Here is a 20,506-nt window from a genome sequence, read left to right as displayed (position 1 = left end):
ACGGTCAGTCCACACACCCCGCTGACCAGCCGTCAAGGGCCCGGTCAGCCGGGTACCGGGACCGCACCGATCTGCACCATCATGCCCATGGCGTCGAACTGCGCGTGGTGTTCCATGACCTTGCCGTTCTCGATCCGGTCGAACGAGTCACCGCAGACCCGGACCGGGCGGTTGCTGGCAGGGACGCCGTTGAACTCACCGGTGTGCAGCGCGGTCCAGGTCAGGCGGGTCGCGACGCGATCGCCCTCGGCCACCTGGCTCTCGATGATGTGCCGGCCGTTGGAGAAGGCGCCCGTGATCCCCCGCACCATGCCTTCGAACTCCTCACGGTTCATGACCTCTCCGCCGTTCGCGCTCGCGACGAGGTCGGGCGCGGCGGTCGCGCGCCAGGCCTCGAAGTCGAGATCGTCGACACTCTGCAGGAAGGACCGGGCGATCTGCTTGTTGGTCTCGGTGCTCATCTCGGGTCTCCATTCGTGGATCGTCGGTGAAGGAACGTCCGCAGCCTGCCGCTGACTCAGATGCACCACATCCGGCAAACCCCCCACGGAGCAACGGAGCGGAAGTGTTGATAATATGACGAATTCCGCTATATTGCGTGGACAGTCATATTCACCCCACTGTCCAACGGGAGTTCCCATGCACACCACGTTCGACTACACGCTGATCACCCCGACCTCACCCGATCGGGCCTGGGCGGTGGTCGGTGACCCGGCCGGCATCGCGAGCTGGGTGCCAGGAGTCGAGGGCGTCGATGTCGACGGCTTCACTCGGATCTGCCGATTCGCCGGCGGCCGGGTGCAGCGCGAGGAGTTCTCGATCGCGGCCGACACCGCCCGCGAGTTCGCCTACTCGGTCGATGTGGCCGGGAGCCCGATGGCGACCAACGGCGGGTCGATGACGGTGGCGGAGCGGCCTGAGGGTGGCAGCACGGTGCGCTGGTCGGCCGAGATCGAGTTCGTCGACGACCAGGCTGCCGCGATGATGGTGCCGATGCTGCGCGACGGATTCGGTGCCGCCTTCGAGAATCTCGCGCGGACGATCGACCGATGACGAGCGCAGCCCAAGGCATCGCCGACGAACCAGACGATGGCCTCGACGATGTCTTCAACGTGCTGGCACAACCGGTCAGGCGACGGATCCTTCGAGCGGTCAGCACCACGGAGCGGTCGGTAACCGACCTGCACGAACTCGTCGGGCTGCCGCAGCCGGTGGTGTCCAGACACCTCGCACAGATGCGAGCGGCCGGCCTCGTCGACGTCCGCCCCGTTGGGACCCGCCGTCTTTACAGCGTGCGCACCGAGGGCCTCCAGCCGGTCGAGGACTTCCTGCGGGTCCTGTGGCCGACGCGCCTGGAGGCTCTCCGCGATCTCGTGATCGCCGATCTGGACGAGCAAGGATCGGCCGATGCCGACTGAACTCCGGCACGTGGTCAGCATCCCGGCGCCGCCGGCCGCGGTGTTCCCCTATCTGGTCGAGCCGTCCCAGCTCGTCAGATGGATGGGAGATCGGGGGCGGGTGGAGGCCGTCGACGGTGGCGCCTACGAGCTCGACATCAACGGAGTGCTCGTGCGCGGCCACATCATCGAGTGCCGTCCGCCCAAACGGCTCGTGATCGCCTGGGGGCACCGCGACTCCGTCGAGTTGCCCCCGGGCTCGAGCACCGTTGAGATCCGGCTGCGTGAGAGCGACGACGGTGGAACCCTGCTCGAGGTCGTCCACTCCGGGCTGCCGACAACCCAACTCGACCAGCACGGCACCGGGTGGGAACACTTCCTGGCGCGCCTCGCGCTCGCTGCCGCAGGCGACGACCCGGGCCCCGACCCCTTCGCCCCCACGGCCGGCTGATGACCGCCGAACTGCCCGACGACCACGGTGCAGGCACTCGACAGGCGGGTCCGGTGAACCGACCGCATGGTCGCCTCAGACCGGTACCAGGTGTGCGGCCGAGGACAATCGCGATGGTCGTGAGGGTGCAAATCGTCATCAAACTGCCGGCTACTCGCGTCGACGAGCTTTCCGCCTCACGTCGACCTCACGGTCATCACGTGCGACCCGGACGCCGTCGAGCAAGGGGAAGCGGACCGTCGGGCCCTTTCATCGCCGACGCCTGGGTGCCACTCGCGATCGCGACTAGAGAGTCATGTTGGCGTTCGGGTCGGGGCCGGGGTCGCCTCCTGTCGCGACGATCGCGAGCCGATGAAGGTAGCTCTCCCAGCCCTCGCGGTGGTGGGCCACGAACTCGGGGTCGGGGAGCCCGCGGTGGGTGAGCCGCACGAGGGTGCCATCCTCGGTGGCCTCGAGGGTGACCTCGACGGTGGTCGAGCCCGGCGGGACGACCGGGTGGTCCTGCCATCCCCAGGTGAAGACCAGGCGCCGGGGCGGGTCGAGTTCGACGAACTCGCCGTGTGCCTCGATGCCCTCGCGCATGTGCACCCTGTAGACGCCGCCCGCAGCGGGGGAGAGGGTGACCTCGGTGCCCATCCACAGCGCGTACCGGGCCGGGTCGGTGAAGTATGGCCACACCTTCTCTGGTGGCGCGGCGATGTGCGTGGTGACCTCGAGCGGGGCTGTGTTCACTGATCCTCCTGGTTGCGCGGATCTGCCTCGACGACGGCTTTCAGGTCGTCGAGCCGGCTCTGCCACGTGGCTTCGATGACGGCACGCAGGTGGCCCATCGCCTCGGGGTTGGCACGGTACAGACGCGATCGTCCCTCGCGGCGTTCGGTCACGAACCCGGCCGCCTTGAGTACACCCAGGTGCTGAGAGATCGCCGGCCAGGACACCTCGAAGCGGGCCGCGATGTCACCTGCGGAGAGCTCGTCGCGCCAGACCAGTTCGAGGATCTGGCGGCGCCGTTCCACGGCGATCACCTTGAGCGGGTCCATTGCTGCCTTGTCGGTGGGTTTCGTCGTCCCCCAGTTTATATTTAAGTCACCACTTAAACAACGACCTGCGACAGCGGGTCGCATAAGAGAAAGAAGAGACACCCATGGACACCACGATCCTGGCGCTGGACATCGACGCTGAGGCTGACAAGCTCGTCGAGATCCTGAGCACGACCGAGGGCATGCGCTCGGTCTGGACGTCGAACTGCGACGTCGCCGACGGCAAGGCGCGGTTCGGGTTCGCCATGGCCCCGGTTGACCTGGACTGCACCGTGGAGGTCGTCGACGGCAAGAGCGTCCGCTACACCGTCGAGTCCGGCTTCCCGTTCTGGAACGGCTCGGTCTTCGAGTGGGAGCTCGGTCCCGCGCTCCGCGCCGAGAGCGGCACCAACCTGCTCTTCCGCCACCGCGACTTCGAGGACGGCTACCCCGAGACCGACCTGGCCTTCACCAGCCAGACCTGGGCGCTGATCCAGCAGACCATCAAGTCCCACGCCGAGGGCGGAACCCCGGGCCCGGCCCTCGGCTGACGGTCACCGAGGAAGGAGCAGCATCGTGAAGGTCGACGTGACCACCGAGATCGTCATCGACCGGCCCGTCAGCGAGGTGTCGGCCTACGCGGCCGACCCCGACAACGCGCCCAGGTGGTACGCCAACATCAAGTCGGTCGAGTGGAAGACCTCGCCGCCGGTCCAGCAGGGGAGCCTGGTCGCGTTCGTCGCCCAGTTCCTCGGCAGGCGGCTCGCGTATACCTACGAGATCGTCGAGTTCAATCCCGCCAAGCGGCTGGTGATGCGCACCCAGGAAGGGCCCTTCCCGATGGAGACCACGTACACCTGGGCCGCCCAGTCGCCGACCGCGACCCGGATGACGCTGCGCAACGCCGGCGAACCCGCCGGGTTCTCCACTGTTGCCGCGCCAATCATGTCGGCGGCGATGCGGCGTGCGAACCGCAAGGACCTGGCAAACCTCAAGGCAATCCTCGAGCTGGATCAGCCCTCTACCTGACATCAGCCGGCGGCTGTTCGCCCTCGTGTCGCCGGTGTCGTGGACGGGACGGAGACCGGCACGGCCGGGGGCTACTCGATCCTCCAGGCCGACGACCTCGGGGCCGCAGCCGAGCTCGTGCGTAACCACCCCTTCGTGGGACGCGGTGGATCACTGCAGGTGAGCGAGGCCTGACGCCAGAGTGACCCGGGGGGTCGGGGGAGGTGGCTGAAAGCGACCCGGCGCTACCTGGGCAGCGCCTGCCGTGCGAAGTCGACGGCCTCGGCGAGCAGGGTCTGCCACAGAGCTCGGTCGGTGGTGGGGATAGACACCCACTCGCGGAAGGTCCTGCCGGCGGGGGCGAACGGGTCGCCGTGACCGTCCTCGATGAGCTCGGTGACCCGCTCGCGGGGCAACTTCACGACCAGGCGGCCGACCTTGTCGTCGTAGGAGGCCAGGAATTTCCCGGCCAGCCGCACGCAGGGGTAGCCCATCATCGTGGCCCGGCCGATGGCCGGGTCGTAGAGCAGGTCCTCGGTGAGCTCGTCGTAGAGGCCGCGGGCCCCGTCGGAGCGGTCCCCGTCGGACGGCTCCGACGAGGACGAGCCCTTCGCGTCAGGCGCCATCAGGCGGCCGGCGGGGTGAAGACGCCGAACTGGTTGCCCGACGGGTCGCGCAGGTAGGCGAAGGTCGGGGCGCCCGGGCCGGGGTCGAGGTGCTTGCTGACCACCGAGCCGCCGAGCTGCTCGGCGTCGGCGCAGGTCGCCTCCACGTCGGCGACGAGGATGTAGAACACGGCGTGGTCGGGCACCTGCCCGCCGGTGCCGAAGATGCCGCCCATCGGTTGGTCGGCGCCGGAGGACTTGATGTTGCGGTAGTCCATGCCGCCGGAGGCGGCTGGGCCGTCGGCGTCGAAGGTCCAGTCGAAGAGGCTGCCGTAGAACTTCTCGGCACCGTCGGGATCGCTGGTAGCGACCTCGAACCAGGCCAGGGTGCCGGGAGCGGGGTTGGTCATCGGTGTCTCCTTTCTGCTGGTCGATCACCCGCCGGGGCGGCGGGACGCACCAACCGTCTCGGGGTCTCGCGACAGCCCTATGTCGGAGTTCGTCGGGAGATTTTCGGCGCGCAGCGCCGACTCCGGCAGCTTCGTCTGGTGGCCGTCGACGATCGGCTCCGGGGCGACGCGATGGGGGCGCGGCAGCGACGGCGTCCGCTCGGCTCGGGTGATGCGATCCAGGCGGAACACTCGGTCGTCTTCTCTTAGGTGGCACCAGGCGGTGAGGTAGGAGCCGTTGGGTCCGACCACGACGTGCTGCGGCTCGACCTCGCGCTCGGTCTCGAGGCCGCCGACGTCGATGTAGCTGATCCGCAGCACCTGGTTGTCGCGCACGGCTCGCCAGATTGTCTCGGCGATCTCGGCATCGGGGTCGGGCGTGGGTTGGACGAGAAGCCTGACCTTCTCGGCCGTCGCGCGCGCCTCCTCGAGCGCTCGTTCGGGCATCGCGGCCACGATCTTCTGCAGGGCGCTGCGGGCGTCCCGCGTGAACAGCACGTGCTCGCTGCGGCTCAGCGCCACGGCGACGGCCGCCGCCTCGCGCGGCGTGAAGTTGAGCGGCGGCAGGCTCATCGAGCGGTCGAGCGTGTAGCCCCCGGTGCGCCCCTGTTTCGTCGCGAAGGGTACGCCGGCCTGCCCCAATGCGCTCAGGTCGCGCTCGATGGTCCTGACGCTCAGCTCGAAGTGCTCGGCCAGCTGGCGCGCCGTCCGGCCCCTGGGTCCTGCCGCCCGGAGTTCCTCGACCAGGGCGTAGAGGCGGTCGATGCGGTTCATGCTCGGAGCGTAGACGCGGGCGGGGACAATACTGAGGCCCCTTCCCAGACTGTCCTGATCAGCCAGTGGCGTTCGTCAATAGGTAAGGAGCGGGATGGCCCCGCGTAAACGAGGAGTCCGGATGAATCAGTACCTGCTGTCGGTCTACGACGTCGAGGGTGACGGGGCCGGGGCGCCGGCCACCCCCGAGGAGATGCAAGCCTTCATGGGCCGGGTGATCGCCCTGGAGGAGGAGATGGACCGCGCCGGGGCGTTCGAGTTCGGGGGCGCGCTGCACGGTCCGGACGCGGCCACCGTGGTCCGAGGTGGAACCGGCCTCGACAAGGTGACCACCGACGGGCCCTTCGTGGAGGCCAAGGAGCACATCGGCGGTTTCTACATCATCAACGCCGACAACCTCGACGAGGCGCTGGCGTGGGCGGGGAAGGTCGTCGAGGCGATCAACCACGACATCGAGGTGCGGCCCTTCCGCGCCACCGGGCGCCTCCAGGATGCGCCCGGCCGCTGAGGCAGTGGTCGATGGACGACGTCGAGCGTGCGTTCCGCGAGGCGCACGGCCCCGCTGTGGCGACGCTGATCCGGCTGTTCGGTGACATCACGCTCGCCGAGGACGCCGTTCAGGACGCCTTCACTGCCGCCGTACATCGGTGGCCCCAGGACGGCGTCCCGGACAACCCAGTCGGCTGGATCGTCACCACCGCACGGAACCGGGCAATCGACGCCGTCCGGCGCAGCCGGCGAGGACGCGAGCTGACCGAGCAGATCGCCGCCGATCGGCTACGCGCCGAGACCAGCGCCGGCCCGGAGGATCCAGAGCCCATGCACGACGACCAGCTGCGACTCATCTTCACCTGTTGCCACCCCGCCATCCGCGTCGAACACCAAGTGGCGCTCACGTTGCGCCTGATCGGGGGACTCACCCCTGCCGAGGTGGCCTCAGCGTTCCTGGTCAGCGAGGACACCATGGCCAAGCGCCTGGTACGCGCCAAGTACAAGATCAAGGCGGCCCACATCCCCTACCAAGTGCCCGACCAATCCGAGCTGCCGGATCGGCTCCGTGCGGTGCTCTCGGTGCTGTACCTGATCTACAACGCCGGCGCCGACGACGTCGGGCGCGGCCACCTCAGAGCCGAGGCAGTCAGGCTGACCCGGGTGCTCGTGTCGCTCATGCCCGACGAGCCCGAATCGTTGGGCCTCCTGGCCCTCTTCATCCTCAGCGACGCACGGATGCCGGCCCGCGGCGACGGAGCCCACGTCGTGCTTCTGAAAGACCAGGACCGGTCGCTCTGGGATTCCGCCCTGATCTCCGAGGGACAGGCGCTCGTGCTCGCCTGCATGCGACGACAGCGGCTCGGGCCGTTCCAGCTGCAGGCGGCGATCCAGGCGCTCCACTGCGCCGCTCTCCGGTACGAGGACACGGACTGGACCGCGATCGTTCGGTTCTACGACCGGCTGATCGCAGTCATGCCGACACCGGTCGTGGCGCTGAACAGGGCAGTCGCTGTCGCCGAGACCCAAGGGCCGGAGACCGGCCTAGCGCTTCTCGAAGGTGTCGCCGAGGAGCTGGACGGGTTCCACCTGCTCCATGCCGCGCGTGGATCACTCCTCGAAAGGCTTGGCCGGCCGCGCGAGGCAGCCGATGCCTACCACCGCGCAGCCGCTCTGGCACGCACCGACACTGACATCTCCTTCCTCAAGCGCCGTTGCGCCGAGCTCACCGGCGATGTTCCGGCAGGGCCGCCCTGCTAGGGGCCTCTCAGACCGTCGCGAGGTAGCGGTGGATCACACCGACGCAGCCCGAGCCCTCGCCGACGGCCGCCGCGACACGTTTGCCCGAGCCTGCCCGGACGTCGCCGACGGCGAAGATGCCCGGCACATTTGTCTCGAACGGGAACGGGTCACGGTCCAGTGGCCAGGACCGGGGCCGCCCATGAGAGCCGCTCGGCAGGTCCGCCCCGGTGAGGATGTAGCCCTCCTCGTCGAGCTCGACGAGGTCGGAGACGGCATCGGTGTGGGGCGCGCTGCCGACGAAGATGAAGACGGCTGAGGTGTCGAGCCGGCGGGTCGCCTGGGTGGCTAGGTCTCGCACGAGAAGCTCCTCAAGGTGCGTCTCCCCGCTCACGGCCGCGATCTCAGCGCCGGTGACCACCTCGATATTGGGAGCCGCCTCGATCCGGTCCACGAGGTAGCGCGACATCCCCTTGGCGAGGGAGTCGGCCCTGAGCAAGATCGTGACGGAGCTGGCGTAGCGGGAGAAGAATAGGGCCCCCTGCCCGGCGGAGTTGGCACCGCCGACGACCACGACCGATCGGTCGCGGTAGGTCGCCGCCTCCGTCATGGCCGCTCCGTAGAACACGCCCCGGCCGCTCAGCTCCTCCAGGCCCGGCGCCTCGAGCCTGCGCACCGCAACACCCTGAGCCAGGACGACCGCATGGCTCGATACCTCGGAACCGTCGGACAAGCAGACCACGCGGAAGGGATCCTCGCGGCGCATTCCGATGGCGGTCTGCGCGGTCAATAGCTCGGCACCGAAGCGGCGCGCCTGAGTGGTCGCCCGGCGGGCCAGGTCGCCGCCGGAGACCCCCGCGGGAAAGCCGAGGTAGTTCTCGATCCGTGAGCTGGTGCCGGCCTGGCCTCCCGGGGCGTCCTGCTCGACGATGAGGGTGCTCAGGCCCTCGGAGGCGCCGTACACGGCTGCGGCCAGGCCGGCCGGCCCGCCGCCGATGATGACCACGTCGTAGAAGGGCCTGGTGGCCCGGGTGCTGAGGCCGATGCGCTCGGCCAGCTCGGCGGTCGTCGGCGCGGACAGCGACGTGCCGTCCGGGAGCAGCACGACGGGCAGTGCGGGGTCGTCACCGACCAGTTCGCGCATGGAGCTGTCGGAGTCGATGTCCACCCACTGGTAGGGCACGCCGTTGCGGGCCAGCCACTGCTTGGTGGCAAAGCTCTGCGGCGACCATGTCGCGCCCGCGACGCGGATCCCGTCGTAGGGCAGCCGCACGGTCGCGGTCCAGTCGGACAGCAGGTCATCGAGCACCGGCCACAGCCGCACCTCGGGCGGGTCCCACGGTTTCATCAAGTAGTGGTCCAGGCCGACGTCGTTGATACCGCGGATCGCGGCTTCTGTGTCGGCGTACGCCGTGAGCAGAACCTTGCGGGCGTCGGGGTGCAGTGGGCCGACCTCGGCGAGCAGCTCGGTCCCACTCATCTGAGGCATCCGCTCGTCGACGAGGAACAGCGCTACCGCGGTGCCGCGTTGCTTGAGCTCGCGCGCGGCCTCGAGTCCCTGCGCGCCCGAAGCCGCCGTGAGGATGCGGTAGTCACCGCGGAAGTGGTCGCGCAGGTCGCGCTCCACGGCGGCGAGCACCTCGGGGTCGTCGTCGACGCTGAGGATCACCGGCTTCTTCATGCGTCTGTCACCTCCTGGCTTGGTGCGTCGATCGGGAGCCGGACCGAGAAGGTGGTGAACCCTGGCCGCGAGTTCAGGGTCATCGAACCGTGGTGCTTCTCCGTGACGATCGAGTACGACGTCGACAGCCCCAGGCCGGTGCCCTTACCGGGCTCCTTCGTGGTGAAGAACGGGTCGAACACCTGGTGCTGGATCTCCTCGGGCACGCCCGGGCCGTCGTCCTCGATCTCCACGACGACGTGGTCGCCGTCGCCGCGCGTCCGGATGACGATCGTGCCGTGGCCACCCATCGCGTCGGCCGCGTTGTCGAGCAGGTTGGTCCAGACCTGGTTGAGCTCCGAGCCGTACGCCGCGATGGCCGGCAGGTTCGGCTCGTACTCCCGGCGGACGTCGACCCCCGTCTTGAGCTTGTTGCGCAGGATGACCAGGGTGCTGTCGAGTGCTTCGTGCACGTCGACAGCCTGCACGGGCGCCTGCCCGAGGTAGGAGTAGCTCTTCATCGCCTGGACGATCTCGGAGATGCGTCCCGATCCCTGGCCGATCTCGTTCGCCAGGGTGTGCACCCGGTGCGCGGCCGTCGACCAGGTCAGGGCCGCGGCGAGATGACCCGGTCCGAGCGTCTTCTCCAAGGTGTCGAGGTCCGCCACGGTCAGGTCCTGGGCGACCAGTCCGGGGGCCAGCGACCAGGCGTCCGCCACGTCGTGGTCATCGAGCCAGTCCTCGAAGTCCGCCTCTCGGTCCGACCTCTCCATGGTGGACAGCTCGGACGGGCGACCGGCCTGGTCCTGGGCGCGCTGTTGCAGGTCGTGCAGGAGGGCCCTGGCGTCGGGGGAGAGACCGGCCTGGTCGAGGAGCAGGTGGGCCTCCTCGAGCGTGGCGAACGCCGTGGCGAGCTGATCGGCGGCTCGCCCGGTGGCGGCGGCCGGGTTGTTGAGCTCGTGGGCGATACCGGCGGCGAGCGTGCCGAGCGTGGCCATGCGCTCGCTCTGGCGCAGGGCCCGCTCGGCCACCTTCTGGGCCGTCACGTCCGCGCCGAACACGAACATCAGCTGAGTGCGGGGGTCCCACCGGTGGGCCAACACGAACGACCGCTCTCCGATGCGCGCCTCGTGGAACCGGACGTCCTCGGCCGCCTCCACCTCCTGCCACAGGGCCGTATCCGCGCCCGGGCACAGGTCGAGCCAGCTCTTTCCGATCAGGTGCTCGCCGAAGACCCTGCGGGCCGCGGCGTTGGCCATCAATACCCGGGCATCCGGTCCCATCCGCAGCACAGGTCCGGGGTTCATCTCTGGGAAACGGGCCACCTCCGCGAGCTGGGCGGCCTGCTGGGCGAGCAGCCGCTCGTCCTCACGGCGAGCCGTGACGTCGGCGCCGTACACGAAGACCAGGTCACCGGCGTCGGCCACGACATGGCTGAACAGGATGCACACGCCGCCCCGGTCGGCCTCGTGGGTGATCCGCTCTCCACTGTCGAGGATGCGCTCCCACAGGTCCCAGGTCATACCCGGGCAGAGGTCGACCCACGACCGGCCGCGGATCTCCTGCTCGCCCAGGAACGTGCGCGCCGCTGCGTTGGCCATCACCACGGTGCCGTCGCGGCTCACGCGTCCCACCGGGCCCGGGTTCTTCTCCGGGAACTCCGCCAGCAGCCGAAGTGCCTGGGTCTGCTCGTCGTGCAACCGACGGGACGAGTGATGAGCGGTGTCATCGGCCAGGACTGCCAGCACCGACCCGTCGTCCTGAACCCGGCCGGTGGCCGACATCATGACCTCACGCCCGAAGGCCAGCCGGCAGGACAGCTCGATCGGGGTCGTCGACGCCTCGGCGGCCTTCTCCGCGATGGCCGCGAACGCCCCGGGGAGCCCGAGCAGGACGTCTAGGTGATAACCGACCGCCGAGTCGACGCCGACCAGCTCGGTCAACCGAGGATTGGCGAACGTCACCCTGCCGGCCGTGTCGACCGTGACGACCCCGACCGGCAGCCGGGAGACCAGTCCACTCGGATCGAGCACCACCACGGCGTCAGTATCGACCCGTTACCGCCCTGGGGGCAGACCGTTCGAGACGAGAGGCGCCGTGGAGCCCACGGACCCTCCACCAGCGTTGACTCACAACGTGGGCAGCCGGTCGAATCCCGCGAATGGCTCTCGGATCGTCACGCTGGAGGCGTCATCGTCGCTCTGTGCGGCGCCGGAGATCGTCTGGATGAGGTCCTCGGTGAGGTCGCCGTAGATCTGCAGGCTGCTTTCCGGTTCGAGGTACTCGACGTATGCGGTGGCGAAGTGGTCCATCCCTACCTGCATGTGCGTGGCCATGGAGTCGGCGTCGGGATGGACCTGAACGATGGTGACGTAGTCGGAGTCCGGCGCCGCGTAGCCGTAGAAGGAGTGCAGTCGCGGCTCCTTCGGCTCGACGACGTCGGCGCTGAACTGCGCGAAGTACTTCTGGAACTCCTCCCGCTTGCCGGGCTTGATCTTGTGTGTGCCGATGAAGATGAACGGAGTGGTCATGGGTCCTCCTGGATCGGTGCCCCTACGAGTCCGGGGTCTCGATGCCCACGATCCGCTCCGCCGCGGTCGCGACGCTTCGGCATTGCGGGCCGACCTCGGCTGCGCGTCGTGGGCATTCCTACCCAGCGCCCACGGCTGGCAGGATCGGTGTCGAGGGAGTGCGATGAGCAGCGAACCCGGCCATCTCGAGACCGCCCGCGAGCACCACGGCGCGTCGCGGTGGGCGCGAGCCTGCGAGGAGTACGCAGCCGGTGACTCGGAGACGACGCCCTTGAGTGTCGAGGACTTGGAGTGCTGGGCCGAGGCAGCCCAGGTAATCGGGCGGATAGATGAGGCGATCGCCGTACTGACCCGGTCCTTCGAGCTGTGGGCAGAAGCGGGCGAGGTCCACGAGGCGACGCGTACGGCGTACTGGCTGTGGAGCGCGCATGTCTTCACGCGGGGCGAGTTCGCCATCGCGGCTGGCTGGGTCGGCCGCGCCCAGACGTTGGCGGCTGAGAGGGGGTCGGATGAATACGGGTGGCTGTTGATCCCGCGGGCCTACGTCTACATCGGGAAGGGTGACTTCGCGACCGCCGAAGATTTGCTGCATCGGGCGACCGAGCTGGGGCTCGGCCGCGGCGACATCGACCTGATCACGGTCGCCACCACGATGCGAGGCCGGGCCACTCTCAAGCTCGGATCGCTGGAGGACGGGTTGGCGCTCCTCGATGCGGCGATGGTCCGCATCCTGACCCGGGCAACCTCGCCGCGCACGACGAGCGTCATGTACTGCGCCGCGATCGGATCGTGTTACGAGGTGCAGGAGATCGCGCGTGCGGCGGAGTGGTCGGTCGCACTCGACCAATGGCTCGGCACGCTCCCGCAGCTGGGCGGCGCCTACTTCGGGAACTGTCGGATCTATCGCGCGATCCTGATGCGCCTGCGTGGGGACTGGTCTCGGGCACAGGAGGAGCTCGAGCAGGCCTGCCGTGACCTCGCGGTGGACGGGCAACTGGTCGCCGGCCATGCCTGGTACGAACTAGGCGAGTTGCGGCGGCTGCAAGGACGCCCAGGCGTCGAGGAGGCCTTCGAGCGGGCGACGGCCTTCGGGCACAGCGCCCAACCAGGACTCGCCCTCTACCGGCTCAGCCAAGGCAACACGCAGGCGGCGGACGCGGGTCTGCGCCGGGTCCTGGCCGAGCGCCAGCAGGCGGACGAACGGCTCCTGCTGCTCCCGGCTGTCATGGAGGTCTGCCTCGCCTCTGGTCGTATCGACGAGGCCAACGACGTCATCATCGAGATGGCGAAGACGGCCCGGACCTATCCGACAACCGCTATGCGGGCCATCCTGGATGCCGCCCGTGGGGCCCTTGCCCTGAGTGAGGATCGGCCCGCCGCCGCACTGGCAGGACTGCGGGCCGCCTCGGATCGGTGGCGGGAGCTCGGCGCCGTGTACGAGACCGCCCAGGTCGGCGTCCGCATCGCGATGGGGTGCCGGGCACTCGGTGACGACGAAGGCGCGCGGATGGAGCTCCGGGCGGCGCTGGCGACGTTCGAGCGGCTCGGCGCAAGCCCGGATGCATCCCTGACCCGCGGCCTGATGTCAGATCAGAACGCGCACTTCGCCGTGCTGAGCCCGCGGGAGATGGAGGTGCTCCGGCTGATTGTCACAGGAAGCACGAACGCCGAGATCGCCGCGCTGCTCGCTCTGAGCGAGCGAACCATCCACCGGCACGTGAGCAACATCCTGACCAAGCTCGGCGTCCGCTCCCGAACGGCCGCCGCTGCTTTCGCGGTACATCATGGGCTGACCTGACGCGCTGACGGCGCCGCGCGCGGGCGCTTGTGTGAACCGCAGACCCGCATGACGATTGCTGGGTGGTGCGGCATGACCCCGAGGTCGACGCCTGGTTCGACCGCTACGACAACCCTCAGAAGGACCTGGTGCTGGCGGTGCGCGACGTGGTGCTCGAGGCTGACCCGCGCGTCGGTGAGTGCATCAAGTGGCAAGCGCCGACCTTCACCTACCAGGGCAACATCGCGTCGTTCTTCCCTAGGTCCAAGAAGCATGTGTCGCTGATGTTCCACACTGGTGCCGCGCTGCCCGATCCCAGCGGCATCCTCGAAGGTCAGGGATCTACGTCGCGGTCGCTGAAGATCTTGGACAGCGACGACCTGACGGCCAAGACGCCTGCGCTGCAGGGGCTGGTGCGGTCCTGGATCGAGTTGCGCGAAGGCGAAGGCGTCGACCCTTCGTGACGGTCGACGTCCAGGTCGAGACGACGATCGCGCGGCCGCCGGCGGAGGTCGCGGCGTACGCCGGTGATCCGACGAACGCACCGGAGTGGTACGTGAACATCAAGTCGGTGCGGTGGGAGACGGCGCCACCTGTCGCGGTGGGTTCGCGGATGGACTTCGTGGCTCGGTTCGTGGGTCGCCGGATTGCCTATACCTACGAGGTTGCCGAGCTGGTGCCCGGTGAGCGGCTCGTGATGCGTACCGCCGACGGGCCCTTTCCGATGGAAACCACTTACACCTGGGAACCGGTCGAGGGAGGCACCCGGATGCGCCTGCGGAACCGAGGCGACCCGAGCGGCTTCGGTCGGCTCACGGCACCGCTGATGGAACGGGCGATACGGCGCGCGATGACCAAGGACCTCGCCAGGTTGAAGGCAATGCTCGAGCGCTGAGCAGATCTTTCCCAGTCGGGCTTGCGCTCGGATCGCGGCTGACTATGCCAGCGCCTGGCGGCGCCGCAGCCGAGGTCAGGCCGGTTGCCGGGCGGACTCGAAGAACGTGATCAGCTCATCAGCGACCGACTCCGGGGCAAGCACTGGCGCGAAGTGTCCGGCCCCTGGCAGCTCCCAGACCTGGGAGTCGTCGACGTGCCGGGCGATGAACTCCGCCGCGGCGCGGAAGAACGACCCCAGCCGGGTCCGCTGGCCCATCAGAACCAGCACCGGCACCGTGATGCGAGCAAGGGCCTCGGGATCGGTGGACCGCGGCCCCTGGTATGACCCGTCCTGTTGCACGAACCGGAGCATTGCCGGCACCCGCGCGGCCCACACGTCGTCGAAGTTCGTCCGCGTCAGCGCGGCGGTTTCCTCCTCGGTGCAGATCCACGAGGCGAAGACTTGGACCGCATCGACGAGCCGACCGTCCGCGGCAGCCGCGCCGACACGCTGCATCGTGCCCAGGGTCTCGGCGAGGTCGGCCTCTGCCATCACCGGGATCAGCGTCGGCTCGTACACCGCCACAGCAGCGACAGCGTCACTTCGCGCGGCCGCACCCAGGACCCACGCCCCACTGCCCGACCAGCCGACAACCTGGGCCGGCGCGCCGATGCTGTCGACAAACGCCGTCACGTCGTCCTCCAGACGTGGTGGCGAGTGGTCAGGGTCATCCGCCGACAGTCCGCGTCCGCGGGTGCTTGGCAGATAGCAGGTGAACCGGTCGGTGAGGTGGGGCAGCATGGCGTCCCAGGCGGTGTCGCCGTCACCAATGCCGCCGTGGACCAGGACCAGCGCTGGCCCGTCTCCCACGACACGTCCGGCGATCTCGGTGCCGTCGGCGGATACCGCTCGGTGGATTCTCGTGTGACTCATGGTGATCGCTCCCTGATCGAGGCGCCGTGCTCGACGCATCTACAGGGGATGCTCGGACGCGCGGCGGGTGGCTGGCATCGGTGTGATCGGCCAGCCTGCGGCGGCGGCTACGTGGTTCTACGCAGTCGGCTCACCGAGTGACGCTCAACCCATGGTCGATGGCGTAGCGGGCGGCCTGGGTCCGGGAGGTCACCCCGATCTTGTGGAAGATGTTCGTCAGGTGCCGGCCGACCGTGCGGTCGCTGATGAAGAGCGTCTCGCCGATCTCCCGGTTGGAGCGGCCGTCGGCCACCAGGGCCAGCACGTCGCACTCGCGCCGGCTCAGTCCGTCGGGCGGTGTCGTATCGCCTCGGGCCGGCCGGTGTGCGCCCAGCCGGACGTAGGTTGCCTCCGCTAGCGCTGCCTCCGCTGCCGCGGAGGCCTGGTCGCCGAGTGTCCGGTAGGCCTGGGCGAGGAGGGCGCCGGTGCCGGCGGCGTCGTACGCCGCGCCCAGCTCGTGCCAGCGTCGGCAGGCGTCGCGGAGCACCGGGAGTGCCTCTTCGGCGCGGCCCTCGGCCAGCAGCACCGCTCCACGTGCCGCGGCCGCCATCGCCTCCAGCCCCGAGGTGGCATACATCGTCGCCGTCTGTGCGAGTTCGGACGCGGCGGCTCTCGCGTCCTCCAGCCGTCCCGCAGAGACGGCGATCTCGACCGCGGCAGCGCACACCGGCGCCCGCCGCAGGGGGTCATCCCCCACGGCCGTGACGGCGGTGCGCACCGAGGTCGAGGCCCCGGCCGCGTCGCCTCCTTGGAGCTGCAGCAGCGCTCGTCCCGGCTGCGGGTCGCGTCCGCGGGCGCGCGCCTCGTCGTAGGCCTGAGCGGCGGTCGGGTCGCCGCGCAACCGGCGTGCCTCACCGACGACGTACCACGCCTCCGCCGCGTAGTCGACGCGCATCGCGTCGAGGTCCGTCACCACCTGCAGCGCCGAGCGCTCGGCCTCCTCCCATGCGCCACGGAGGACGTGGAGCTGAGCCCGGTGCACTCCGCACAGGCCGCCGAACACCCCGACCCCGGAAAGGGTGGACAACCAGTCCTCGGTGAGATCTGTCCAGCGGGTCATCCGGCGGAGGTCGGCGACCTCGTGACAGGACGCGATGGTGTGGCAGTAGAGGCTCCCCGAGATGAACGGTCCGAGACGGCCGTCCAGAGCAGCGACCATCGCCTCGTCGAGCAGTGCCAGCCCGTCGACAACCTGGCCGGCCCTGATCAGTGCGCGCCCCTCGCAGTTGACGCCCAAGAGCACCACGCCGGGCTCGTCGATCCGTGTGCCGAGGGCCCGGATCCTGTGGGCGGCGTCCACCGCTGCCGTCGGCTTTCCGGCCTGCAGACTCGGCTCGACTTCGGTCACCTGGATCAGCAGGCCGTGCGCGGGGCACTCCGGGGTGCCCTCGAGCAGGCGACCGGCGCGGCCGATCCAGCCCATCCCCTGCGGCACATCGCCCCGTCCCAGGTGGAAGATCCCGAGCAGCATCGCCGCCCACGCGGCCCCGGCCGGCTGGGAGTCGGCCAGAAAGGCGTCGTATGCCGCGGCCTCGAGCCGCAGGTTGTCCAGGACGTGGCCGAGCCACCACTTGGCATCTGCGTAGGCTGCAAGATCTTCGGCTGTGAGTCGCTCGGCCCCGACGGCATCGAAGTGCGCCGCGGCAGTGGTCCAGTCGTGTGCTCTGTGAGCCTGCCGCGCCAGAGTCAGAATGTCCGCCGTCTCGTTCACCGCCGTCTTCCCTCGACGGTCAGCAGACTATCGATCGCAGAGGAAAGCCGACTCGCTCATGAGAGTGCACTGGTAGGCGGGCGACGTTGAGACGGGTCAGTGGGACGCGGAGTCACGGCGCTGGCGGTTTCGAACCGCAGCCACAAACTGGCCACTTACAGTCGGCATCCATCCCGTGATGGCCCGTTAGACTCCGAACCTGACCGCGAGGTATTCCCGCGTAAACCCGAGGAGATCCGCGATTTTCCAAGCCGTTCCGTAGCACCCGATCTCATCCAGAGGTCGCAGGTTCAAATCCTGCCCCCGCTACAAAGTTCCAGCAGGTCAGAGGCGGTTTCCGGTCAAGTCCGGGAGCCGCCTCTTTGCGTCGGTGACCGGCTGGTTACCGCGAATCGCCGCGAGGCCCGTCGAGCTGGGTTGACGGCTGTGGATGAATCCGCACTGCCACGGCGGATTCTGGACGCGTGTTGACACTCTCCTGGGCCTGACCTCTGGGTCATCGACCCAGAAGACTTGGGGACATTCGGTGACACGGGATCGGCCCGGGGGTTGTCCTCGGACGGGACGGCTTGTGCCAGCTGCATGGGGCGCCGGTGCTATCGAACGGCTGTGGCGGTGGTGACTCGCAGGATGGCCGCCGCGGCCGCCGGTTGAGCGTCGAGGTAGACCTCGTGCCCGGAGCCTCGGGCGACAACCTCGCCGTGAGGAGTGAGGGCGGCGAATGCGGCTTCGTCGGTGGCCCATTGGGTCTCGATGGTCCTTTGTCGCCGGCCAGGAGGAGCCCGAGTGGCATCAAGGGCAGGACGACGACGTAGATGAACGTCGGCCGTTTACGGGCCAACAGGGTGGTGTTGGCGCGGGCCAGGCCCTGCGATGCGTTGCGGCGAGATGTCGACGAACGTCATCTGGTTGCTCCTTTCCATGGGCCAGCGGATTGATCTAGATCGTTGGCGCCCGAGGCGGTGACCAGGAAGACCAACTCCAGCGCCGCGTTGCGGGCCTCGAGGTTGGACAGGCGCACGTCGCACTACCGGGCGGCCTGTCCGAGCAGGGCGTGCAGGGTGGTCTGCACGTCATGGGTGTGCACCGTGCCAGGGCAGCGCGGCTCCGGCCAGGCAGCTCGCCGCGGGAACGAGTACAACAAGGGCGAACTGGGCAGCATGGCGACCGGGACACACTCGCGCGCCAAGGCGGTCGCTGCCGGCCAGGCATGGGGTCGTGCGCAAGGCACGTCGCGCACGGGCGAGGCGGGTGACGCCGATGACCGGAGAGACTCTGTGGATCGTCTGGTGGAGCTGCTGGACGAGATCGGCTTCGCCCCTGAACCACGGATGGACGAGGGGCAGCGACAGATCGCGCTGCGACGCTGCCCGTTCCTCGTGCTCGCCGAAGCCCGGTCCGAGATCATCTGTCCGGTCCACCTAGGGCTGATGCAGGGCGCGATGGAGGCGTGGCACTCCCCCGGTCGCGGTCGAGCGCCTCGAGCCGTTCTTCGAACCCGACCTGTGCCTGGCGCACCTAAGCTCAGCGGGGGTCCCCTGAGGACGTCAGGGCCTAGCGGGTGCCGGCTTCAGCGTCGGTCGAGCCGATCCGGCTTCGTGGCGATCTTCACGCAGCAGAACCCGGGTTGGGGTTCGAGGCGCGCCGACATCGTTTCGATGTTCAGACCGTCGATCACACCACCCACGAGGGCGAGGTTCATGCCACAGACCAGGTCGGTGTGTTCGGCGGCCAGCCGGTCGAACGGACAGTTCGTCAGGCACACGTCGTCGTCGACCAGTCGGGGCTCGTAACCGTGGTTGCCGAGCACTCCGACGAGACGGGCGGTGGATTCTGCGCGGCGTGGACGGCGAGGAGCGGGAGGCTCGCTGCCGAGTCGCGAACCGGTGGCGTGTGCCACCTGCTGCACAGCCTCGTCGATCCGTGTCCCTTCGCGCGTCGAGCGCTCGACGGCTGCAGCGAGAACCTCCCCCGCGAGGTCGTAGCGACGATCGGGGAGCGAGACCGAGACGTGGCGGGACGTGCGGCGGTAGAGCTTCGACGGGCGGCCCGCACCTGGACCGGTGCGGCCGGTGAGCCGGCGGTACTCGACCTCGAGCAGGCCCTCCGCCACGAGCCGGTCCAGGTGGAACTTGACCGAGTGCAACGGCAGGTCCATCGCGGCCGCCGCCTGCTCGCGGCTCACCGGTTCGGCGGCGCCGGCGACATAGCGATAGAGGGCCAGCCGACTCGGCTCGGCGAGCGCGCCGATGCTGGCCACCTGTGCCTGCAGGTCCTCCATCGCTGCTCCATCCTCGAGCTCGACGCCCAGCTGCCCAGTGTTTTCTAACGTCGACAGAGTACCCTGCTAGAGGGAAGGGAGCAGTGTTCATGGCAGACGTGAGGCCTCGACGCACGACCGACCCGTCCCATCTCACCGAGTCGGTCGCGATGCTGCTCCGGTGGGAGCTGCAGGGAGGCGTGTGGCGAGTGCTGGGCGGTGACGGGGAACAGGTGACGATCGGGCTGTTCACCTGTGACGCGGGCGAGGAGATGGACCGCTTCACCTCGGCGGACGAGCAGCTGTTGGCGGTCGTGAACGAGCGCAGTGGCAGTGAGGACGACCTGCCCGACTAGCGCGGTGGCTCGAGGACCAGGCTGAGCAAGGTCTCGGCTTCCTCGGCGCAGGCCCCGCATCCTTCGAGATGGGTTCGCATCCGCGGTTCGTCGTACCCCGGCTCGCGTACCCGTCGTTCGACGTACTGGTCCAGCTGGGCGAAGCAGTCGTCGCAGGACAGGTACGGGTCGGTGTCGAGGAGGAGGCGGACCACCGCGTCGTCGGTCAGCGGACGCGTGCTGCTGGTCATGACGACGTGAACCCTTCGTCGGGAGGGTCGAGATAGCCCCGGGTCACCAACGACCGCCGCAAGCGTGCGCGGGCGTCGTGCAGGGTCTTGTACAGGGCGTTGCGGGTCGAGCCGAGCCTCTCGGCGAGCACGTCGATCGGCACGTCGTCGACCAGTAGTGCCAGCACGACCCTGCGTTGGTGCGGGCTGAGGGCGGTGGCGATGGCGTCTTCCAGCGCGCGGGCGAGGTCGGAGGCCTCCGCCACGTCGGCCGGGGAAGGGCCTCGGGCGAGGGGGGCGAGGTGATCGGGAAGCGTGACCTCGCGGCTGCGCCACGCCTGGCGGCGGACCTCGACGCCGGCCTGGTAGACGCCGAACTTGAAGGCCCAGGTGGTGAAGCGGCTGCGTCCCTCGAAGTCGCCCAGCTTGCGCAGCACGGCGACCAGGGCCTCGTCCGCGGCCTGCTGGGCGACGTCCTCCAGCTCCCTGGGACCGGCTCCGGGCAGGAGGTCGCGCAGTCGCCAGACCTGTCGGCGGGCCGCCCCCACCAAGAGCCTGTGGAGTCGCCGCTGCGCCACCTCCCGAGCCGGTCCTTCGACAGCAAGGTCCGCCACCCATTCCTCGTTCTCGTAGGTCGGGGTGGCAATAACGAACACGTGGGTGTCGAGGGTCATGGGGCGGGGTCTGTCTCGAGAGGGCTGACGATGCGGACCGCGAGCGAC

The 20,506-nt window shown here is 69.0% G+C and carries 25 protein-coding genes; 11 read left to right on the top strand and 14 right to left on the bottom strand.

Going from position 1 to position 20,506, the window contains the following annotated elements; all coding sequences use genetic code 11:
- Positions 1–44: 44 nt before the first annotated feature.
- Positions 45–548, bottom strand: a complete 504-nt coding sequence (locus ISU07_RS06265; RefSeq protein ID WP_194705910.1) for an ester cyclase — start codon at positions 546–548, stop codon at positions 45–47.
- Between the two features lie 91 nt (positions 549–639).
- Between ISU07_RS06265 and ISU07_RS06260 the strand changes: the two genes are divergently transcribed.
- The 3 genes from ISU07_RS06260 to ISU07_RS06250 are packed head-to-tail and all read left to right on the top strand — an operon-like array spanning position 640 to position 1,848.
- A complete protein-coding gene (locus ISU07_RS06260; protein ID WP_194705909.1) occupies positions 640–1,053 on the top strand; it encodes an SRPBCC family protein in 414 nt (137 codons plus the stop codon).
- Positions 1,050–1,418, top strand: a complete 369-nt coding sequence (locus ISU07_RS06255; protein WP_194705908.1) for an ArsR/SmtB family transcription factor — start codon at positions 1,050–1,052, stop codon at positions 1,416–1,418. Before ISU07_RS06260 ends, ISU07_RS06255 begins: the two co-directional genes overlap by 4 nt.
- Complete coding sequence (locus tag ISU07_RS06250) at positions 1,408–1,848, top strand: SRPBCC family protein (RefSeq protein WP_194705907.1); 441 nt, start codon at positions 1,408–1,410, stop codon at positions 1,846–1,848. Before ISU07_RS06255 ends, ISU07_RS06250 begins: the two co-directional genes overlap by 11 nt.
- Positions 1,849–2,133: 285 nt before the next feature.
- On the opposite strand, the gene ISU07_RS06245 is transcribed toward ISU07_RS06250, so the two are convergent.
- Together ISU07_RS06245 and ISU07_RS06240 are read right to left on the bottom strand one after the other, a co-directional pair.
- Positions 2,134–2,580: an SRPBCC family protein gene (locus tag ISU07_RS06245; protein ID WP_194705906.1), complete on the bottom strand. Its 447-nt coding sequence runs from the start codon at positions 2,578–2,580 to the stop codon at positions 2,134–2,136.
- Positions 2,577–2,888, bottom strand: a complete 312-nt coding sequence (locus ISU07_RS06240) for an ArsR/SmtB family transcription factor (protein WP_194696795.1) — start codon at positions 2,886–2,888, stop codon at positions 2,577–2,579. The genes ISU07_RS06245 and ISU07_RS06240 overlap by 4 nt, the downstream gene beginning before the upstream one ends.
- A 104-nt stretch (positions 2,889–2,992) precedes the next feature.
- Between ISU07_RS06240 and ISU07_RS06235 the strand changes: the two genes are divergently transcribed.
- Both ISU07_RS06235 and ISU07_RS06230 read left to right on the top strand, forming a co-directional pair.
- Complete coding sequence (locus ISU07_RS06235) at positions 2,993–3,418, top strand: hypothetical protein (protein ID WP_194696796.1); 426 nt, start codon at positions 2,993–2,995, stop codon at positions 3,416–3,418.
- Between the two features lie 25 nt (positions 3,419–3,443).
- Positions 3,444–3,896, top strand: a complete 453-nt coding sequence (locus ISU07_RS06230) for an SRPBCC family protein (protein ID WP_194705905.1) — start codon at positions 3,444–3,446, stop codon at positions 3,894–3,896.
- A 224-nt stretch (positions 3,897–4,120) separates the two neighbouring features.
- Here ISU07_RS06230 and ISU07_RS06220 read toward each other — a convergent pair whose 3' ends face one another.
- The 3 genes from ISU07_RS06220 to ISU07_RS06210 are packed head-to-tail and all read right to left on the bottom strand — an operon-like array spanning position 4,121 to position 5,703.
- Entirely contained in the window at positions 4,121–4,501 is a 381-nt protein-coding gene (locus tag ISU07_RS06220) for a hypothetical protein (RefSeq protein WP_194696799.1), read from the bottom strand.
- Positions 4,501–4,890, bottom strand: a complete 390-nt coding sequence (locus ISU07_RS06215; RefSeq protein ID WP_194696800.1) for a VOC family protein — start codon at positions 4,888–4,890, stop codon at positions 4,501–4,503. The genes ISU07_RS06220 and ISU07_RS06215 overlap by 1 nt, the downstream gene beginning before the upstream one ends.
- A 24-nt stretch (positions 4,891–4,914) precedes the next feature.
- Complete coding sequence (locus ISU07_RS06210) at positions 4,915–5,703, bottom strand: helix-turn-helix transcriptional regulator (protein ID WP_194696801.1); 789 nt, start codon at positions 5,701–5,703, stop codon at positions 4,915–4,917.
- 121 nt (positions 5,704–5,824) lie between these two features.
- On the opposite strand from ISU07_RS06210, the gene ISU07_RS06205 reads away from it, so the two are divergent.
- The gene (locus ISU07_RS06205) at positions 5,825–6,211 is read left to right on the top strand and encodes a YciI family protein (RefSeq protein WP_194696802.1); all 387 of its coding nucleotides are present in this window, start codon (positions 5,825–5,827) and stop codon (positions 6,209–6,211) included.
- 11 nt (positions 6,212–6,222) lie between these two features.
- Positions 6,223–7,452, top strand: a complete 1,230-nt coding sequence (locus ISU07_RS06200; RefSeq protein ID WP_194696803.1) for an RNA polymerase sigma factor — start codon at positions 6,223–6,225, stop codon at positions 7,450–7,452.
- 7 nt (positions 7,453–7,459) lie between these two features.
- Here the strand turns inward: ISU07_RS06200 and ISU07_RS06195 are convergent, their stop codons facing one another.
- The 3 genes from ISU07_RS06195 to ISU07_RS06185 all read right to left on the bottom strand — a co-directional run bounded on the left by ISU07_RS06195 (position 7,460) and on the right by ISU07_RS06185 (position 11,622).
- Positions 7,460–9,112, bottom strand: coding sequence for an FAD-dependent oxidoreductase (locus tag ISU07_RS06195; RefSeq protein ID WP_194705904.1), 1,653 nt, complete (start codon positions 9,110–9,112; stop codon positions 7,460–7,462).
- A complete protein-coding gene (locus ISU07_RS06190) occupies positions 9,109–11,130 on the bottom strand; it encodes an ATP-binding protein (protein ID WP_194696805.1) in 2,022 nt (673 codons plus the stop codon). The genes ISU07_RS06195 and ISU07_RS06190 overlap by 4 nt, the downstream gene beginning before the upstream one ends.
- Before the next feature lie 90 nt (positions 11,131–11,220).
- Positions 11,221–11,622, bottom strand: coding sequence for a putative quinol monooxygenase (locus ISU07_RS06185; RefSeq protein ID WP_194696806.1), 402 nt, complete (start codon positions 11,620–11,622; stop codon positions 11,221–11,223).
- Between the two features lie 163 nt (positions 11,623–11,785).
- On the opposite strand from ISU07_RS06185, the gene ISU07_RS06180 reads away from it, so the two are divergent.
- From ISU07_RS06180 to ISU07_RS06170, 3 genes are all read left to right on the top strand, one after another.
- Complete coding sequence (locus ISU07_RS06180; RefSeq protein WP_194705903.1) at positions 11,786–13,420, top strand: helix-turn-helix transcriptional regulator; 1,635 nt, start codon at positions 11,786–11,788, stop codon at positions 13,418–13,420.
- A 62-nt stretch (positions 13,421–13,482) separates the two neighbouring features.
- Complete coding sequence (locus ISU07_RS06175) at positions 13,483–13,863, top strand: DUF1801 domain-containing protein (RefSeq protein WP_194696808.1); 381 nt, start codon at positions 13,483–13,485, stop codon at positions 13,861–13,863.
- Positions 13,860–14,294, top strand: coding sequence for an SRPBCC family protein (locus ISU07_RS06170; RefSeq protein WP_194696809.1), 435 nt, complete (start codon positions 13,860–13,862; stop codon positions 14,292–14,294). The genes ISU07_RS06175 and ISU07_RS06170 overlap by 4 nt, the downstream gene beginning before the upstream one ends.
- 75 nt (positions 14,295–14,369) lie before the next feature.
- On the opposite strand, the gene ISU07_RS06165 is transcribed toward ISU07_RS06170, so the two are convergent.
- The 3 genes from ISU07_RS06165 to ISU07_RS06155 all read right to left on the bottom strand — a co-directional run bounded on the left by ISU07_RS06165 (position 14,370) and on the right by ISU07_RS06155 (position 19,240).
- Complete coding sequence (locus ISU07_RS06165) at positions 14,370–15,248, bottom strand: alpha/beta fold hydrolase (protein ID WP_194705902.1); 879 nt, start codon at positions 15,246–15,248, stop codon at positions 14,370–14,372.
- A gap of 91 nt (positions 15,249–15,339) precedes the next feature.
- Positions 15,340–16,959, bottom strand: coding sequence for a LuxR C-terminal-related transcriptional regulator (locus ISU07_RS24700; protein ID WP_194705901.1), 1,620 nt, complete (start codon positions 16,957–16,959; stop codon positions 15,340–15,342).
- Between the two features lie 1,570 nt (positions 16,960–18,529).
- Positions 18,530–19,240 carry a helix-turn-helix transcriptional regulator gene (locus ISU07_RS06155; RefSeq protein ID WP_194705900.1) on the bottom strand — a complete coding sequence of 237 codons (711 nt, stop codon included), beginning with the start codon at positions 19,238–19,240 and terminating at the stop codon, positions 18,530–18,532.
- Between the two features lie 89 nt (positions 19,241–19,329).
- On the opposite strand from ISU07_RS06155, the gene ISU07_RS06150 reads away from it, so the two are divergent.
- Entirely contained in the window at positions 19,330–19,575 is a 246-nt protein-coding gene (locus tag ISU07_RS06150) for a hypothetical protein (protein ID WP_228521387.1), read from the top strand.
- On the opposite strand, the gene ISU07_RS06145 is transcribed toward ISU07_RS06150, so the two are convergent.
- Complete coding sequence (locus ISU07_RS06145) at positions 19,572–19,805, bottom strand: hypothetical protein (RefSeq protein ID WP_194705899.1); 234 nt, start codon at positions 19,803–19,805, stop codon at positions 19,572–19,574. The genes ISU07_RS06150 and ISU07_RS06145 overlap by 4 nt on opposite strands.
- Positions 19,802–20,458 carry an RNA polymerase sigma factor gene (locus ISU07_RS06140; RefSeq protein WP_194705898.1) on the bottom strand — a complete coding sequence of 219 codons (657 nt, stop codon included), beginning with the start codon at positions 20,456–20,458 and terminating at the stop codon, positions 19,802–19,804. Before ISU07_RS06140 ends, ISU07_RS06145 begins: the two co-directional genes overlap by 4 nt.
- Positions 20,459–20,506 lie beyond the last annotated feature (48 nt).

It is taken from the genome of Nocardioides islandensis, assembly GCF_015352455.1.
GTDB lineage: Bacteria > Actinomycetota > Actinomycetes > Propionibacteriales > Nocardioidaceae > Nocardioides > Nocardioides islandensis.
This window is presented reverse-complemented; position numbering and strand designations above follow the sequence as displayed.